The organism is Streptomyces sp. NPDC002446 (genome assembly GCF_053595675.1).
Genome location: NZ_JBSFYC010000120.1, coordinates 1 through 15,389, shown reverse-complemented (window position 1 = coordinate 15,389; position 15,389 = coordinate 1). Strand labels below are relative to the sequence as shown.

Sequence of the window (15,389 nt, the reverse complement as noted above, 5' to 3'; positions counted from 1 at the left end):
TGGGCCACAATTCGCGGAGCGAATTGCATTCCACGTCTGGAGCGCAGCGGAAAGCGTGGAAATTCCCCGGAACGGGGAATGCGAAAGCCGCGAAGCGGGTTTCCATCGCTTCAATCCGAAAACCCGAGCGAGAAATTCACGAGAATTGGAATTCACCTGAATTGCAATTCCGGAGGAATTGTGTCGCCATTCAGGGGGTCGGCCGGGTGAATTCCGGAGCGAAATTCGAGGGTTCCCGCCCCCGGGAGACAGCTACGGAGGGTCACGGCCGGTACGACGAACGGCACCAAATCCTAGAAGGAGGCCAAAAGTCGGGGGGCACGGGGGGCACGGGGGGCACGGGGTATATAACCGCAGGTCACACGGGTTGTTCCCGTGCCCCCCGGCGGGGGCGTGCCCCCCGAGTTCGGGGGGCACGGGGGCAGATCCGGGGGGCACGGGCCCCTCGGGGGGCACGGGGGGCCGTCGTGCCCCCCGAACCGGTACGACTACCGGTCACCATCTGTGAGCGGCGGGAGGCAAAAGGAATTCCCCCTCCGGTCATCCGGAGGGGGAATTCGGGAGGGGAATTCCGGGGGTTAGTCCTGCCGGTCCTTGGCGGCGCGGAGGAGGGCGCACTCCTCGGGCCAGTGGTTCTCCCATGGGGCCATCGGGTCGCGGGGGTCGTAGGAGACCCTGGCCTCCATGCAGTGGAGACACGTCCCGACCATGGCTTCGGGAGGGAGGCTGGCCAGCTCCTCTTCGGAGAAGACTTGGGCCGCGTCGCCCCACACGAGGAACGGTTCGTCGTCTTCTTCGGTGTCGTTCATAGAGCTGTCCGTGTACGCGTCGGTGTCGAGATCGAAGGCGCCTGCCCGCAGTTCGTAGCGGGCGCGGAGTGCAGCCGCGGCCTTCTCGGGCGGGATGGCTGCGAGGCCGAAGTGCTCGTGCGCGGCCCCGCTCACATCTTCCACCAGGACCGAGCCGCGTTCGGTGGGGGATGCGGTCCGGCGGGCGCGACTGATGGCGATGTCCGCCGCCGCGCCGAGCTGGGCGTCGAAGTGCGCGGCGAGCCGCTTCAGCGTCGCGGCCCGGCGGCGCTCCCGCCGGCGCTTCAGGAAGGCCCGGATCACCAGTCGTCCCCGACCTGGGGGCCGTCAGGGGTGTTGATGACTCCCCGGCCGTCCCACAGGGCGTCGTCCAGGTCGTCCGGGTGCGGGGTGACGTGCCCGCAGTAGTGGCAGGTCGCGCCGTTCGGCAGGTCCACGGTTCGGCCGGTGCACTTGGGGCACTCGCCCAGTTCGAGGACCGGGCCGCGCCCGGCGACGCAGGCCGGGCAGGAGTGGCCGGCCTTGTCGTCGCGGACCCACCCGGCGAGGTCCACGAGCTGCTCGAAGTCGAGGACGTCTTCCGCGCGTGTGGGTCGGCGGTCGAAGCCGGGCGCGGCGGACGGGTCGGCGACGGGTTCGAGGTAGAGGGCCATGCAGCCGTCTCGGTCGCAGGTGATGGCGTCGCGGATCACAGGGTCTCGCCACCCTCGCGGATGCTGTAGACGGGCGCGGTGAAGGTCAGGCCGTCCGCCCCCGGCTTCCACCCGGCGGCCCGGTCCGGCTCGTAGTGCGCGGCCGGGAGGACCTGGAACCCCCGCTCGATCAGCCGGTGTCCGGCCGAGGCCGAGCGGAAGTGGTCCCAGTCGGGCAGCTCGATGCGGAGCATCTGTTCGGGCTCGGGCGTGTGCTTGGTGACCGTGATGACATAGCCGCCCGGGTCGGTCGGGATGGCTTCGGCCAGGAACGCGCCGCCGGGTGCCTCCGCGATCTGATCCCGCAGGGTCGGCACCTTCGGGGCCGGGGTCGTGGTGCCGCCGTACAGGGCCTCGCGGTCGGTGTGCTGGACGAGCCAGTTCCGCCACGGGGCGTGGGTGCCGGCGCGCATCCGGTCGACCCGTTCGGCCACGGTCGTGTGGTGGGTCTGGGTGACTTCCCCGATCTCCCGCAGGGGCATCCGGGCGCGGCCCTCGGGCCCCTCCTCGCGGGCGTAGAGGACGAGTTCGGCCTCCAGGGCCTCCAGCCGGGTGCGCAGACGCCGCACGTCCCGGAGCGCGGACCACAGCCGGTCGCCGTTCATCTCCTCCCCCGCCCGCAGGGAGTCGACGGCCTGGATCGCGGTGTCCGCCTCGTCCGCCATCGTCCAGCCGTGGACGTGGCCCGAGCGGAAGTGCAGCACGTAGGAGGTGGTGCCGTCGGCCCACCAGGTGGTGGCGCCGTTGTGCCCCCCGAGGCGGGTCTCCGGCTCGGTGTCGGCGTGGGTCAGGGTGATGCGGCCGGTGTGCGCCGCGTGCTGCGGGAGGTCGGCGGGGTTCGTGCCGTTGGTCGCCATGCTGGGCCCCTTCCAGGTCCGGTCTTTGTCGGGTTAACCCGACACGACAACCGTAGGGGTAACCCGACACGAGAGACAAGGGCGAGTCCCGGCCAACCCATGGCCTGATGACGTCGTGACGCCATGACGCCACAGCGCCACAAACACAGCAAAGCCCCTGCCAGACAAGGGCCTGGCAGGGGCTGAACGGCCGCCTTTACGGCTTCAGGCGCCGTAGGAGCTTGCGCCGTACGGTGTCGTCCTCACGGGCGAGCCGGATCAGCTCCCGGTAGACCTCAGCTTTGTCCAGCCGCGTGCGCCGGGCGTCGTCCCGCAGGCCCAGGACGAACAAGTCGACGTCCGTGGCCTCCTCGGGGTCGAGGCGGACCGTGTGCGCCACGGCGTCCTTCACGGCCGGGGCCGGGCGCCGGCCACCCCGCGACCTTCCCGGCCTGGAAGGAACGGGCGCCGAAGGCGCTCCCTCTTGGTCCTGGCCGTGCCCGTGCTCCTGGTCCTGGTCCTCCCCCTCGCCCTGGCCGCGCCCCCCGACCTTCAGGGGGCCGACCTTCGGCGTGAGCGTGGGCGGTCCGGCCAGGGGCGACGTCCCGGCCGGGATGTTGCGCGGCTTGCTGGTCACGCTGCGGGAACCTCCTTCACGAGCCGCTCGGCCAGGAGCTCGAACACGGCGCGGACCTCGGCACTGTCGCTCACCTCGGACAGCGGCTGGGCGTACTCGTCGGCGTTGGTGATCAGGGAGCGCCGGGGCACCACACCCCAGACCATGTCCCCGAAGATCTGGCGTGCGCCGTCGAGCTGGCCGACGTGCGCGCCGACGCGCATGTCGTACGCCGAGACGACGACGCCGAGGAACGACAGGTCCGGGTTGCCCAGGTCATCGCCGGACGTGGCCACGAAGTCGCGGTAGCGCACCGCGGCTTCGACGCTGTCGTACTCGGGCTCGGTGGTGGCCAGCGCGTGGTGCGCGGCCCCCAGCGCCATCTGGGTCAGGTGCCCGAGCGAGGGCGGGCAGTCGATCAGCACGTAGTCCAGGTGGTCATCGGCGCCCTTCAGGGCCTTGGCCAGCCGCCGCCAGGCGCCCTTGTGCCCGGCCTCGGTGGCCCGGTCCTCCAGGGTGAAGCGGGCGGGCATGAGGGCGATCCGGTCGGCGTACTCGGCCTTCCAGCCGATCGGCTGCCACACCTGGGCGGCCACCCCGTCCGCGTTGTTCTCGGGCTCCAGGGCCTCGGAGACGGTCAGCGCCGGGTTGGCCGGGTCATCGGTCCAGCCGAGGCGCCGGGAGGCGTTGCCCTGCGGGTCCATGTCGACCACGCCGACCTTCCGGCCCTGCTTGGCCAGGGCCTCGGCCAGCCGCACGACGGTCGTGGTCTTCTTGGCCCCACCCTTGTTGTTGCCGACTGCGACGCGTCGCGCCATCGGTCCTCCTAGGTAGTCGTCGCACGGCAGCGTAGAGCCTCCCGTGCCGCCGTAGGTGACGCCACGACGCCACAGCCTCACGACGCCATGAAACGCCCTGTGCGGCCCCCTGTCGCGCCGGGAACAGGCCCGGGGGTTCGGGCCCGTCCGCCCAGGTCACAGCACGCGACAGGGGGCCGTGCGACAACCCCGTGCGACAGGCCACGCGACAGCGGCCCCGCACCGGACAGAGCCGGTACGAAGCGCCGGGAAGAGGTCAGTAGTTGACGCTGTGGATCGTGGACGCGCCCACGTTGATCAGGCCGCCGGGGATGCCGTACGCGTCCGCGATCAGCGGGATAGCCGTGTCGTAGTCGGGGGCACCGCCCTTGGGCGGCTCCATGGCGTCGATGAACGTCTTCACGTCCGACCCGTGCAGGGTGCCGGACATGGTGCCCGACCACTCGGTGTCCGAGATCACCCAGTCACCGTCCGCCTCCACGTGCAGGAACGACGGGTAGACCCGCGCGGGAGTGGGCGGTCCGGCCGGGGGAGCTCCCGGCGGAGCCTCCTCGGGCGGAGCCTCCTCGGGCGGAGCCTCCGGGGGAGCGGTCGGCGGTGCGGCCGGCGGGGCCGGGGGAGCCTCGGCCGGGGGTGCAGCCGGAGCCTTCTCCTTCTTCGGCCGCACCTTGTCCTTCAGCCGCCCGAAGAACCCGCGCTTCTTCTCGCCCTCGGCCGGGGCCGGGGTGGGCGGGGGCGTCGGTGCCGGGGTCGGCTCCGGTGCCGGACCCTCCTCCTTGCCCTTGCCGCGTCCGAACTTCCACCACTTGGCCATGGGTCACTCCCCCCGCTCGGACAGGTACCGGTCCAGCGCACCGTGGGCGCCGGTCTTGTGCTCCGGGTCGTCCAGGAGCGCCAGGAGCTCGGCCATCGGGGCCTGTCCCTCGATGCTCCAGGAGCGGCCCGAGGTGCCAATCTCCATGGACGCGGGCTTGGCGGCCATCGGGTCGCCCTCGTTGCTCGCGTAGGTCGCGGCGTCCACGTAGACGCTCATCGGGCGACGGCCGTCCTGCTCAGCGAACTTCTTCAGACCCCGGTAGAGGTTCGCGGTCGCGTGCGCGATCAGCATGTGCGCCCAGTCGGGCCGGAAGTACACGTCCTTGGTGAAGTCACCGCCGGTCGCATGGTCGGTCTTGTGCTCCTTGCGGCTGAGGTAGCCGCGGAAGCTCTGGTAGATCCGGCCGTGCACCTGCTTGGCCCACTTCGCGCCCGGACGGCCGTCCTCGATGGCGGCCACGATCCGGTTGCGACTGGTGGACATCAGCTTGTACATGCCGGACAGCGCCGCCCGCGACGTCTCCCAGTGCCAGGACTCCAGCACCTTCGGCGTCCACTCCCGGTAGACGTCCATCAGGAGCTCCACGCTCGGGGTCGGCAGCCAGTAGCCGCCCTCGGGCATCTCGCGGAACTGGAACTCCGGCAGGCCCGGCAGACCGGTGCCGGGGACGTCGGCCACCCGCCAGTACCCGGCCAGGCCCTTGTCGAAGGCCGTGCCCTCGCCGCCGTGGGTCGGCTCCCCGATGCCGAGCTTGGTCGGCCCGTACGCGCCGAGCCAGGCTGCCGTCTTGTCGTACCGGTGCAGCCAGTTGGCCGCCCGCTCGGTCTCGGTCGCCTCGCGGTGCCACTGCTGAGGAACCATCAGCGGCACCATGCGCAGGCCCTGGGCCGCCGGGGGCACGGCCGCGTCGCGCACGGCCCGGCACAGGAACTCCGTCTTGCCCTTCCCGCCGGCGAAGTCCTCGCCGGTCTGGTTCGGCCCCTGGTAGTACGGCACCACCTTGGGCGACGCCTGGGTGCCGTGCAGCGTGGACAGGAGGTAGACCATCAGCGCGTCCAGGAGGACTTCCGGGGTCTCGGCCCCGCCCCAGCCTCCCCGGCCGGGCTGCTTGGCCTTGTCGAACCGGTGCTCATAGGCGGGCACGGCCACGATCACCCGGGAGTCCCGCGCGGTGTCGTCGGCCAGCTTGAGCGTCATCCAGGCCGTGAGTCCGGCCGGGAAGACCTCGGCCACCGGAGACCCGGCGGACGGGATCACCCACCGGTGGGCCACGGGGTTCATCGCCCCCGGCGGCTTCATGGTCTGGTCCTCGGGCAGGCCCTTGGCCGCGCGCTCCTGGGCCATGCCGAGCTCGCGCCGCTCCTCGAACGTCGGCAGGCCCATGGCCTCCAGGGCCTCCTGGTGGACCCAGAGCGTCTTCAGCCCGTACGCGGCCACCAGGGCGGGTACGTCGTCCACCGAGCCGGGCACGGGCACCTTCACCGGCTCGCAGTTGGGCAGGTGCAGCACCCCGTTGCCCAGGACGCCGAACCGGGTCGCGGACAGCGTGCGGCCGGTCGCCCTGGCCGCCAGCGAAGCGAAGGACCGGTCCGTCACGCGCTCGTCAGCCTCGGGGAACACGATCCGGGGCGGGTTCGTCGGCCGGGGCGGAGCCTGAACCGTCCTGGTGACGTCACGACGCCGTGACGCTGCGGCGTCGCCCTCCTGGCCCTGGGCAGCAACGACGGGGTTCCGGTACGCCTCCATGGCCCGCTTCTCGGCCGCCACCGTGGCCGAGTCGTCGCCCGGCACCGGAGCCTGGTCCGGCGTCACCTGCGGCGGCGCCTCACGGTCCGCGAACGCGTCCTGCGCCTTGCCGGGGTCGAAGATGTACGCCCGGCCGGGCACGGCCGCCCGCAGCTCCTTCGTGGGGTGCTTGGACGCCAGCTTGGCCGCCTCGGTCTTCACCAGGACGCCGCGCCGCTCCAGCTCCTTCAGGCCCGGCACGGGCGAGTCGATCCCGGCCGCCTTGGTCACCTCGGACAGCGTCGCGACGTAGACGTGCACGCGCCCCTGGTGGTAGTAGCCGAGCACCCGCCGGGGCTTGAACTCCATGGCTCCCCATGCCTCGGGGGCGAGCTGGGTGGACTGCACCCACGCGGCGGGCTCCTGGGCGATGGCGCCGGCCACCTTCTCCCACAGCACCTGTCCCGGGGTCAGGTGGTTCTCGACGACCTCCCCGAGGATGCGCGGGAGCTCCCCGCGGGCGTCCTCCTCGGCCATCGCGCCGAGCTCGGGCATCCCCAGGAGCTCCCCGAGCATGTACGCCCCGACGCACCACGCGGACAGGACGCGGGCCAGGGTCAGCGGGATGCCGCCCTTCTGCCGGGCCTCCTCGGTCGCCAGACGGCCCACGATCTCCGTGTGCAGCTCCCGCCAGGCCGTCATCCGCTCGGCCGTGAAGTAGCCCGCCTCCCGCGCCCACACCAGCGGCCAGCCGTAGAACCGCGAGGCCAGGTCCCACGCCTCGGCCGTCGCGGCGGCCTCGGTGAAGAACGGGCCCTCCACCTGAAGGAGGCGGGAGGCCAGGGACTCCACCTGGCCCTGGCGGTGCAGCGACTCGTTCGAGGACGTGATGAAGATGCTGTGCCAGGTGCCGGCCGACTTCATCCGGGTGCCGCCCTTGCCGAGGCGCCCGCGCTTGGCGCCCGCCACGATCCGGCTGAACAGCTTCTCCAGCTCGGGCAGCGACATGGCCGCGCTGGACGTCTCCTCGCGGCACACGGGCAGGTAGCGCGCCTCGATCAGGAGCTCGGGCAGGGACAGGCCCGTGTTGTTCATCGAGCCGAACAGCTCGTAGGCGTCGGACGGGTCGCCCATCAGCGCGCACATGACCTGCTGCGTGGTGGACTTGCCGATCTGGCCCGACCCCGTGAGGTTCAGGATGTGCGCCGGGACGCCGTGCAGGCTGGACACGATCGGCCCGCAGAACATCGCGGACAGGACCAGCGTCGTCCGCGCGGACTGGGTGGCCAGGTTCATGACCCGGCACCAGCCCTTTCGGGCCGCCTCCTGGTCCGGGTCGCAGGTGCGGAGGTAGCCGAGCTCCTGGGCGTCCGCGTCGGGCAGGGCCAGACCGCCGTCAGCGTCCTTCACCGGCAGGGCCGGGATCTCCCCGGCCTCCATGACGTCCTCGCCGAAGATCCGGGCGTAGGCGTGACGCTCATCCGGAGTCGTCGGGCGACGCAGGCCGAGCCGGTCGGCCCAGGTGCCGTCCAGCACCTCCTCGGCCGAGACGATCCGGGGCCCCTCCTCGGACTGAAGCTGATACGCGATCTTCGTGTGCCGCCGGTCCGACATGCGGTAGGTGATCCGGCCCATGACCACGGGCACGGCGCCCACGGGCAGAGCCGGGGCGGACTCCTTAGCGCGGTGCAGGAGCATCCGGTCCACGGGCCGGAAGAACCAGCCCGCCTTCAGGCCCGCGATCGGCCGAGCGCCGACCGGAGTGCCCTCGCGCTCCAAGTTGGAAATGGTGCCCCCCCGCTTCTGCGGAGGGACGTCGGCAGACTCGTCGGTCTGCGCGGTCTGCTGTGGTGGGGGTGCCACGTGTGCCTTTCCAGCCCACCCGGCAGAGTGATCAACAGACGAGGGGGAGGAGAAATCTCCCCACCCCTGCCTTACACTCGCAGGTGAGCCACGTCCAAGGCCAACGCGAACCCGCTTACCGGATTTCGACCCCTCACCTGGTTTCGACGCCAGAGAGGGTCCGGGGCGGGTTTCGTGCTGACCGGGGCCTGATCTTGAAGTTGTCCGGTCAGCTTAACGCGCTGGCCGGACACGGGGTTCCGGTCGTATTGGCTGGTCAGCCGGGGGTCAGTCCCGCTCGCCGAGTTCGTACTCGTAGAGGGTCCAGCGGCCGGCGCCTGAGACGTACTCGCCAGCCTCGATGACCTCCCCGTCTGCGTCCCGCAGGACGTTGCGGCCCACCAGGACGGGCGAGCCCTCCTCGAGGCCGAGCTCCTGGGCCTGCGTCGCGTCGGCGGTGCCGACCGTCATGCGGTCCTCGGCACTCCGGGCCTCGCGACCGGTGGCCTCCTTGATGGCGCTCGGGGTGCCGCCCGGGATGCGCTCCGTGCTGAGGAGGGCCGGAACGGTCTCGGCCAGGGAGGCGTGGAACCAGGAGGTAGAGGCGGAGACGGGCCCGTCCTCGTTGTTCGTCACGCGGTGCCGGCGGACCGCCTGTTCGCCCTCCTCGATGCCGAGCGTGTCCGCGATGTGCGCGGGGGCGGGGGCCAGTTCGGCGGCCGTGATCACGGCGTACTCGCCGGGGGCGTAGATCCGACCGGTGGACAGCATCCGCGTGAAGCGGTCCCTGGCCGAGCGGTGGACGTTGGACTTCGTGCGGACCAGGGTGCCGACGCCGACGATCGACTCGACCAGGCCGTCAGCCCGGAGGGTCGCCAGCACCTTGTGGCCCGTGGCCATGGAGATCTTCCAGCGCTCGGAGATCTCCCGTACGGACGGGATCTTGTCGCCGTCCTTCAGCTCCCCGTCAACGATCTGCTGTCGGAGCTGCTTCACCACCTGCATGTAAGGCGGCGTCCTGTCGACGTTCGGCGGGGTCATGACTGTGGTCCTTCCAGCGTGCGAGTGGTTACCAGACTAGTTCCCTAGATCACTGCGCATTCTATCCGTCTGGCTCGCAGTGTTCTAGTAAACCGCACTTGTTGACATGGCCAGTGTTCTAGATAACTATGGGCGACAGCTCGAACGCAGAGCGGCCCCGGGTCGGTTTCCTACCGCCGTGCCCGGGGCCTGAGACCGAAACCCGTTCTGACCTGCCAGAAGGGAGACGATCCTTCATGGATCGTATCGACGTCCAGCCGCTTTCCGCAGCTTCGGCCGAACGCCTCGACAGGCTGTTCCGCCTCTACAACGCCCGCCTCCTCGGCTTCGCCGCCACCCGCGTCCGCAACCGCGACATCGCGGCGGCCGAGGACATCACCTCCGAGACCTGGCTCCGGGCGGCCGTCTCGCTCCCCCAGCTCCTGGCCGACGACACCCACGCGTACGGATGGCTCCGCGCCATCGCCGTCCGCGCGGCCGTCGACCACTACCGCCCCCGCCGCGCGAGCGAGGAACCCCGGGACTGGACGGACGCCATGGCGTCCCGCTCCCTCCCGGCCGCCCCGGCCGCCGACGTCGTCACCGACGTGTTCGCGCTGGAGGCGCTGAGCGTCCCGCAGTGCGCGGCGGTGAAGCTCGCGGCCCAGGGCCTGTCCAACGGTCGGATTGCCCGGCAGCTCGGCAAGAGCCGCCAGGCCGTCCAGCAGAACCTGGCCTCCTCCGCCCGCCGACTCCGCGCGGGGGTGGCGGCATGAGCGACACGTCCGCGCAGGCCGAGGCCGCCCGCCAGGCTGCGGAAGCCGCCGCCGAGGCCGCCCGTCGCGCTTCCGAGGCCGCCGCCGCCCTCCAGCGTGCCGCCGCCGCGAAGGCCGGGATCGGGGGCCGGTCGTGAGCATCCGCCGCGAGACCCACGACGACGACACCCGCCGCACCCACGCGCTCCTGGACGCCGTGGACGCCGCGTTCGACAACGAGGCGGGCGCCGTGGCCCTGGAGGACGACGGCTCGTTCGAGTCGATCGTGCTCTTCGGCGTCGCGGGCGACCCCGCCGTGCCCAACCCGCCCGCCGGCCACTCGTTCCCGAGGAGGGGCTGACCATGGCCAAGCCCAACACCCGCCCGTTCGACCGCCAGATTCGTGACCTGGAGTCCCGGCTGACCCGGGTCAAGAACGGCGAGATCAGCGCCCTGTCCGGCGGTGAACAGGCCCGCGCCTTCCTGCACATCGGCCGTGGCGTCCGCCGGGTGATCCGGGGGAAGTCCACGGGTCCGGCGGACCGCGCCATCGACCGCGTGTTCGCGGACGCCGAGGAGCGCATCGGCGCCGAGCTCCAGGCCGCGAAGTCCGGTCGCCAGGCCGTCATCACGGAGGCCGCCAAGGCCACCGTCGCCAAGCGTGCCGAATCGAAGTGGTGGTGACCATGGCGAGCCAGAAGGCGCTCAACCCGCCGCCCGGCCAGTGCCGCCAGTGCTGGCTTCACGCCTACGACAGCCGTGAGCAGCACAAGCACCTGGCCCCGGGCGAGGACTGCCCGGCGTGTGTGTCCCACATGGGCGGTCGCTGCCCCGAATCCATGATCGTGCCCAAGCCGCGCTCGTGGTGGTGGTGACTGTGCGGACCCTGATCGCTCTCCCCGTGTTCTACGCCGTCTCCCGCGCCCCGCAGCTCGGTGCCGCGCTCGTCGGCGTTGGCCTGGCCGCGCTCCTGTGGGCCATCGGCGGCGCCCCGCTGACCATGGTCGCGGTCGCCCTCCTCGGCCTCCTGGCCGTCCGGCTCGCCTGCACCCTGCCCGTCCTGCGCATGAGCAACGGCGGACGCCGCGCCGTGCGGGACGCGTGCTGGCAGGCCGCCGACGCCGTGGCCGACTGGGCGGGCTGGACCACCGCCCCCACCCCCGAAGACTCCCACTGACTCCCCGCCCTGGTGACGCCACGACGCCACAGCGCCACAGCGTCACCAGGGGCACGGAAGGACTGATCAACGTGAAGTTCAAGACCGAGAAGCGTCAGCGCACCGTCCAGCACACCCGCGACGGGATCACCCACGACGTCACCGAGCCCTACGAGATCCGCGTGCCCGTGATGCCGGCCGACTGGGACCAGTACGCCATCAAGGCCGCCGTCACCGTCGTGGCCCTCCTGACCGCCGTGGCGGTCGTCTGGTCCACGTACTCGATCGGCGCCCTCCTGGACGGGGGCATGGGCTACGCCGCCGCCGCCGTGTTCGACGCCGCATGGATCGTCAACGTCCTCATGGAGTACCTGGCCCGGTTCGACCCGGCCAAGCGGTCGTTCTCCAAGAAGGTCGGCTGGCTCCTCCTGGCCGCCACCATGGGCTCGATCTTCTGGCACGGCATCCTCGCCGGGTCCGTCGCCCTCGGGGTCGTCGGCGCGGCCGTCTCCCTGTTCGCCAAGGTCCTCTGGATGGGGATCATGCGGTTCATCAACCGCGACCTGTCCGAGGCGGACCAGCAGTGGGTGAAGGCGGAGATCAGCCGCTCGAACGCCCAGCTCGCCATCGCAGGTGTCCGCCGCCAGGTCGCCCGTGCGGAGAACCGTGCCGCCCTGGAGCTCCTGGCCGCCGAGCAGACCCGCACCGAGGTGTCCGACTGGATGGCCACGACCGCCCCGGCCGTGGACAGCACCCCCGCCCCGGCCGCCGTATCCGCCGGAACGTCCTCGGCATCCGCCCTCACGTCCGCCCCGGAAGGTGACGCCGCGACGCTGCGACGCCGTGACGTCACGAACCCGGGAAACCCGCTGTTCCAGGCTCCGACCATCCACAAGGATGAGGACGGATATCCGGCGGAGACGGAGTTTGCCGAGGTCAGCGAGGCGGACAACGTGCACGCCATCCGCCCGGACGTCCGCCCCGTCCCGGACACCACGCCCCCCGCCGCCGCTCACGCCGACGACCGGGTGCCCGAGCAGACCCCCCGCCGCATCTCCATCGCGTCCGCCGTCCGCAAGGCCGTCGAGGGCGGGATGACGGACGCGGAGACGATCGTCCGCTCGCTCGGAGAGCGGTTCGACCGCACCGAGGACCCGAAGTTCGCCGCCACGGTCAAGCGCTACGTCCGCGAGGCCAAGCAGGACCAGGCCACCGAGGACCAGGCCCACGGCCTCTACCTCTGACCCTCCCGGCCGGGAGTGTCCACGGACAGTCCATGGACACTCCCGGCCATCCCCGCAGGCCAACGCACCGAAGGGAACCCCCGTGAGCTACGTACAGACCACCCACGGCGCCGACTTCTTCGGCCAGGACACCCACACCACCAAGGCCGTCCGGGACCTGGCCGGGTACGCCCGCGGCTGCCTCCCGTACGACGTCCGCGAGCCCCTGGCCCGCCTCCTGGAGTCCGCCGGCACCGAGCCCGAGGCGACCATCCCGGCGGACCAGGCCGAGACGTACGCGGACCTCCTGCGGACCGTGGCCAGCCACAAGTTCACCAAGGCCAAGGCCGCCAAGGTCGCCCGCCTCCTGGGCGACTCCGCCGCCCGCGCGGCGGCCGAGGGCGAGCCCTGGACCTGGACCACGACCGCCACCGGCTGACCTGTCCGGTCCGGGCGAGAAAGTCCAGCCCGGACTGTCACACGGCGACCAAAAACCACACCCGTATAAGGCGAGACCCCAAATCCCGGGGTGTCAGTCCCACCAGCCAAGATCCATCCCATAGGGGATTCGCTCCCGCCCGGCAGGCCCCACTCCTGCCAGAGAACGCCTGCCGGGCGGGTCGGCTCCCCCGAGTACGAGGGGAACTCGATGCACAGCATGACGGCCGCCCTCGCGGCTGGCACCAACGCACCGCCGGACCCGGCCACCCAGGAACAGGGCGGCCGGGTCACCGAGCTGTTCGGCCAGGCGTGGAACTGGGCCGCCGGCCACATCCCCGGCGGGAACCTCACCGTCATCGGCGCCGTAATCGTCCTCGCGATGCTCGCGGACGGCCACAAGAAGGGCGGCGCCAAGACCGACTGGAAGAAGGCCGACCAGGCCGTCGCGGGCATCTTCCGCAAGCTCTACGGCACCGTGCGCGCCCTGGTCCTGGCCGTCTGGGCAGTCCTGCGGTTCTACGGCGGCCGGGAGCTCCGGGGCGAGCCCCGCTCGGACGCCACGTTCCTGCGCTCGGGCAAGCTCACGGCCGCCGACGCCCCGCAGGCCGAGCCCGTGGCCATGGCGTCCGTCGCGCTCGCCCCGCCGAAGGTGAGCCTGGTCAAGGTCCAGCCCCGCCAGCCGCGCCCGTGGGCGGTCTCCACGGCGGCCTGGATCGAGACCTACAGCGGGTGGGGCGCCCGAGCGCTGGACAGGGCCGTCTGGGTGACCCTGTGGGCCGTTCGCATCGCCCGGAAGGTCTGTGGCGTCGTGGTGGCCGTGTGGGGCGTCCTGCGGGCCGTCTACGGCTTCCTGGCCCCGATCGTGGCCACCGTCGCCCGCGTGGTCCGCCTGTGGCACACCTGGCCGTACGCCGCCCGTGGCCTGGCCCGCGTCGCCATGACGGCCGCCCTCCTCGGCCTCCTGGTCCCGGCCTGGCGGACGTGGACCGTCGTCCTCCTGGTCCTGGCCCTGGGAGTCGTCGCCTACGCCGGTCACCGCTTCCAGCCCAAGCCGCCCGGCGATGACGCCGTGTACGGGCCGAAGATCTGGCCCATCCTGAGCCACGATCTCGGCCTGCCCGGAGACGAGCCCTGGGAGAACTGGCTGCACCTGCCCGAGCGCCTGGCCGCCGACGATGCCCGGATCGTCGTCCGTCTCCCCTGGGACTTCCGCGGCTCCGACACGGAGAAGGAGACCGTCACCGCCCTGATCAACAGCCGCGTGCCGGGGCAGTGGGTCGGCCGCTACACCTTCACCGGTGAGCACGCCACGGCCGTCTACACCCACAAGCCGCCGCCCAAGCCGCCGGCGCCCACGCCCGAGCCCCCGGAGGCCGTGAATATCTGGGACCCCAAGGTTCAGGAGATCCTGGCCGCCCTCGGCCCGGACGAGTTTTACCTTGGCCAGGACACCTTCAACCAGCCCATCATTCAGAAGCTGAGCGACGAACAGGCCCACTGGGCCCTGTCCGTCGGCTCGGGTGGCGGTAAGTCCGCATTCCTTCAGTTCCTCGCCGTTCAGATGCTGATGAAGCGCGGCACCATCATCGGAATCGACCCCAAGATGGTCAGCCTCACGCCTCTCATCGGAATTCCGGGCATCCACCTCTACGGCAACCCGCAGGCACCGCAGGACATGCGGGGAACCCTGGAATGGGTCGCCCAGGTCGTCACCGCCCGGAATTACGAGAAGAAGCACAAGACGCGGACGGAATTCCTCCCGCTCTACGTGTTCCTGGAAGAGTGCAACCAGCTCGCCGACATTCTGAAAGAGCAGTACACCGCCACCAAGGAGAGCGGCGCCCCGGCGGGTGACCCGATTTGGCGTGACGGAGTGGCAACCACCCTCCGTCTCGGCCGTGAGGTCAACGTCCACATCATCGCCGTATTCCAGGACTTCAAGGACACGCAATTCGGGGGCGTTTCCCTCGTTCCCCTCTTCCCCTTCAAGATTCTGGGCAGCTACCGGGAACAGCAGTGGAAGCGGATTATGGGGGCCTCCTTCCCCATGCCGCCTATCCAGAAGAAGGCCGGACGAATGGTTCTCGTGACGGACACCGGAGACGTCACTCGAATTCAGACGCCCTACGCCCCGTGGGACCCGGAACTCACCAAGGACGAGAACCAGCAGAAGGCGTACAAGCTCCTGACGGCCTACTACAAGGAGCTGCGCGAGGAGCACGGCTACAGCACCGAGGGCCTCTACGTCGCCCCGCCCGCGCCCTCCCCGGAGGTCGCGCCGGCGCTCCTGCGGGGCCTGTCACGTGACACCGCCGAGGGCCCGAACGGGGGTTCTGAGGGGGGTCTGAGCGACGAAACCGCAGGTCGCGGTGTCACGCCCGAGGGTAGCGTGACACCCGGCGTGACACCCCAGCGTGACAGGCTGCGGCTCATCCCCGGCCAGGGCGGCACCGAGGCCCCCCAGGACCCCCTGGAGGCCCCCACGCTCCTCACGATCGCCGAGATCGCCCATGAGCTCACGGTCCGCGGCTACGCCATCAAGGCCAACACCATCAGCCAGCACAAGCGGCGCCGGGAAAGCACCGGATTCCCGGTCGGCGTCATGATCGATGGTGCCGAGAAGTTCACCCTGGCCCAGC

Annotated in this window: 16 protein-coding genes and 1 pseudogene; 9 read left to right on the top strand and 8 right to left on the bottom strand. The window is 71.1% G+C overall.

Features of this window, described 5'->3' with window-relative positions; translation table 11 throughout:
- Window positions 1-578 precede the first annotated feature (578 nt).
- The 8 genes from ACWD6P_RS35570 to ACWD6P_RS35535 all read right to left on the bottom strand — a co-directional run bounded on the left by ACWD6P_RS35570 (window position 579) and on the right by ACWD6P_RS35535 (window position 9,196).
- Window positions 579-1,112, bottom strand: a complete 534-nt coding sequence (locus tag ACWD6P_RS35570) for a hypothetical protein (RefSeq protein WP_451448354.1) — start codon at window positions 1,110-1,112, stop codon at window positions 579-581.
- Window positions 1,109-1,501 (bottom strand): hypothetical protein, encoded by a 393-nt coding sequence (locus ACWD6P_RS35565; RefSeq protein WP_451448353.1) that lies wholly within the window; start codon window positions 1,499-1,501, stop codon window positions 1,109-1,111. The genes ACWD6P_RS35570 and ACWD6P_RS35565 overlap by 4 nt, the downstream gene beginning before the upstream one ends.
- On the bottom strand, window positions 1,498-2,358 hold the full coding sequence (locus ACWD6P_RS35560; protein ID WP_451448352.1) for a hypothetical protein: 861 nt from the start codon (window positions 2,356-2,358) through the stop codon (window positions 1,498-1,500). The genes ACWD6P_RS35565 and ACWD6P_RS35560 overlap by 4 nt, the downstream gene beginning before the upstream one ends.
- A 196-nt stretch (window positions 2,359-2,554) precedes the next feature.
- The gene (locus ACWD6P_RS35555) at window positions 2,555-2,974 is read right to left on the bottom strand and encodes a hypothetical protein (RefSeq protein ID WP_451448351.1); all 420 of its coding nucleotides are present in this window, start codon (window positions 2,972-2,974) and stop codon (window positions 2,555-2,557) included.
- Window positions 2,971-3,771, bottom strand: coding sequence for a ParA family protein (locus ACWD6P_RS35550; RefSeq protein WP_451448350.1), 801 nt, complete (start codon window positions 3,769-3,771; stop codon window positions 2,971-2,973). The genes ACWD6P_RS35555 and ACWD6P_RS35550 overlap by 4 nt, the downstream gene beginning before the upstream one ends.
- Window positions 3,772-4,027: 256 nt before the next feature.
- Window positions 4,028-4,585 (bottom strand): hypothetical protein, encoded by a 558-nt coding sequence (locus tag ACWD6P_RS35545; protein WP_451448349.1) that lies wholly within the window; start codon window positions 4,583-4,585, stop codon window positions 4,028-4,030.
- 3 nt (window positions 4,586-4,588) lie between these two features.
- Window positions 4,589-8,176, bottom strand: coding sequence for a DUF927 domain-containing protein (locus ACWD6P_RS35540; protein WP_451448348.1), 3,588 nt, complete (start codon window positions 8,174-8,176; stop codon window positions 4,589-4,591).
- 267 nt (window positions 8,177-8,443) lie between these two features.
- The gene (locus ACWD6P_RS35535) at window positions 8,444-9,196 is read right to left on the bottom strand and encodes a GntR family transcriptional regulator (RefSeq protein ID WP_451448347.1); all 753 of its coding nucleotides are present in this window, start codon (window positions 9,194-9,196) and stop codon (window positions 8,444-8,446) included.
- A 236-nt stretch (window positions 9,197-9,432) separates the two neighbouring features.
- Between ACWD6P_RS35535 and ACWD6P_RS35530 the strand changes: the two genes are divergently transcribed.
- The 9 genes and pseudogenes from ACWD6P_RS35530 to ACWD6P_RS35490 form a co-directional block, all read left to right on the top strand.
- Window positions 9,433-9,951, top strand: a complete 519-nt coding sequence (locus tag ACWD6P_RS35530; RefSeq protein ID WP_451448346.1) for an RNA polymerase sigma factor — start codon at window positions 9,433-9,435, stop codon at window positions 9,949-9,951.
- A complete protein-coding gene (locus tag ACWD6P_RS35525) occupies window positions 9,948-10,088 on the top strand; it encodes a hypothetical protein (protein WP_451448345.1) in 141 nt (46 codons plus the stop codon). The genes ACWD6P_RS35530 and ACWD6P_RS35525 overlap by 4 nt, the downstream gene beginning before the upstream one ends.
- Window positions 10,085-10,291: a hypothetical protein gene (locus ACWD6P_RS35520; RefSeq protein ID WP_451448344.1), complete on the top strand. Its 207-nt coding sequence runs from the start codon at window positions 10,085-10,087 to the stop codon at window positions 10,289-10,291. The genes ACWD6P_RS35525 and ACWD6P_RS35520 overlap by 4 nt, the downstream gene beginning before the upstream one ends.
- Before the next feature lie 2 nt (window positions 10,292-10,293).
- The gene (locus ACWD6P_RS35515) at window positions 10,294-10,614 is read left to right on the top strand and encodes a hypothetical protein (RefSeq protein WP_451448343.1); all 321 of its coding nucleotides are present in this window, start codon (window positions 10,294-10,296) and stop codon (window positions 10,612-10,614) included.
- 2 nt (window positions 10,615-10,616) lie between these two features.
- Complete coding sequence (locus tag ACWD6P_RS35510; protein ID WP_451448342.1) at window positions 10,617-10,805, top strand: pRL2-8; 189 nt, start codon at window positions 10,617-10,619, stop codon at window positions 10,803-10,805.
- Window positions 10,802-11,107 carry a hypothetical protein gene (locus ACWD6P_RS35505; RefSeq protein WP_451448341.1) on the top strand — a complete coding sequence of 102 codons (306 nt, stop codon included), beginning with the start codon at window positions 10,802-10,804 and terminating at the stop codon, window positions 11,105-11,107. Before ACWD6P_RS35510 ends, ACWD6P_RS35505 begins: the two co-directional genes overlap by 4 nt.
- Before the next feature lie 71 nt (window positions 11,108-11,178).
- Window positions 11,179-12,330, top strand: a complete 1,152-nt coding sequence (locus tag ACWD6P_RS35500) for a hypothetical protein (protein ID WP_451448340.1) — start codon at window positions 11,179-11,181, stop codon at window positions 12,328-12,330.
- Between the two features lie 82 nt (window positions 12,331-12,412).
- Window positions 12,413-12,748 carry a DUF7739 domain-containing protein gene (locus tag ACWD6P_RS35495; RefSeq protein WP_451448339.1) on the top strand — a complete coding sequence of 112 codons (336 nt, stop codon included), beginning with the start codon at window positions 12,413-12,415 and terminating at the stop codon, window positions 12,746-12,748.
- 210 nt (window positions 12,749-12,958) lie between these two features.
- Window positions 12,959-15,389, top strand: a pseudogene (locus ACWD6P_RS35490) (hypothetical protein); the annotation flags it as partial.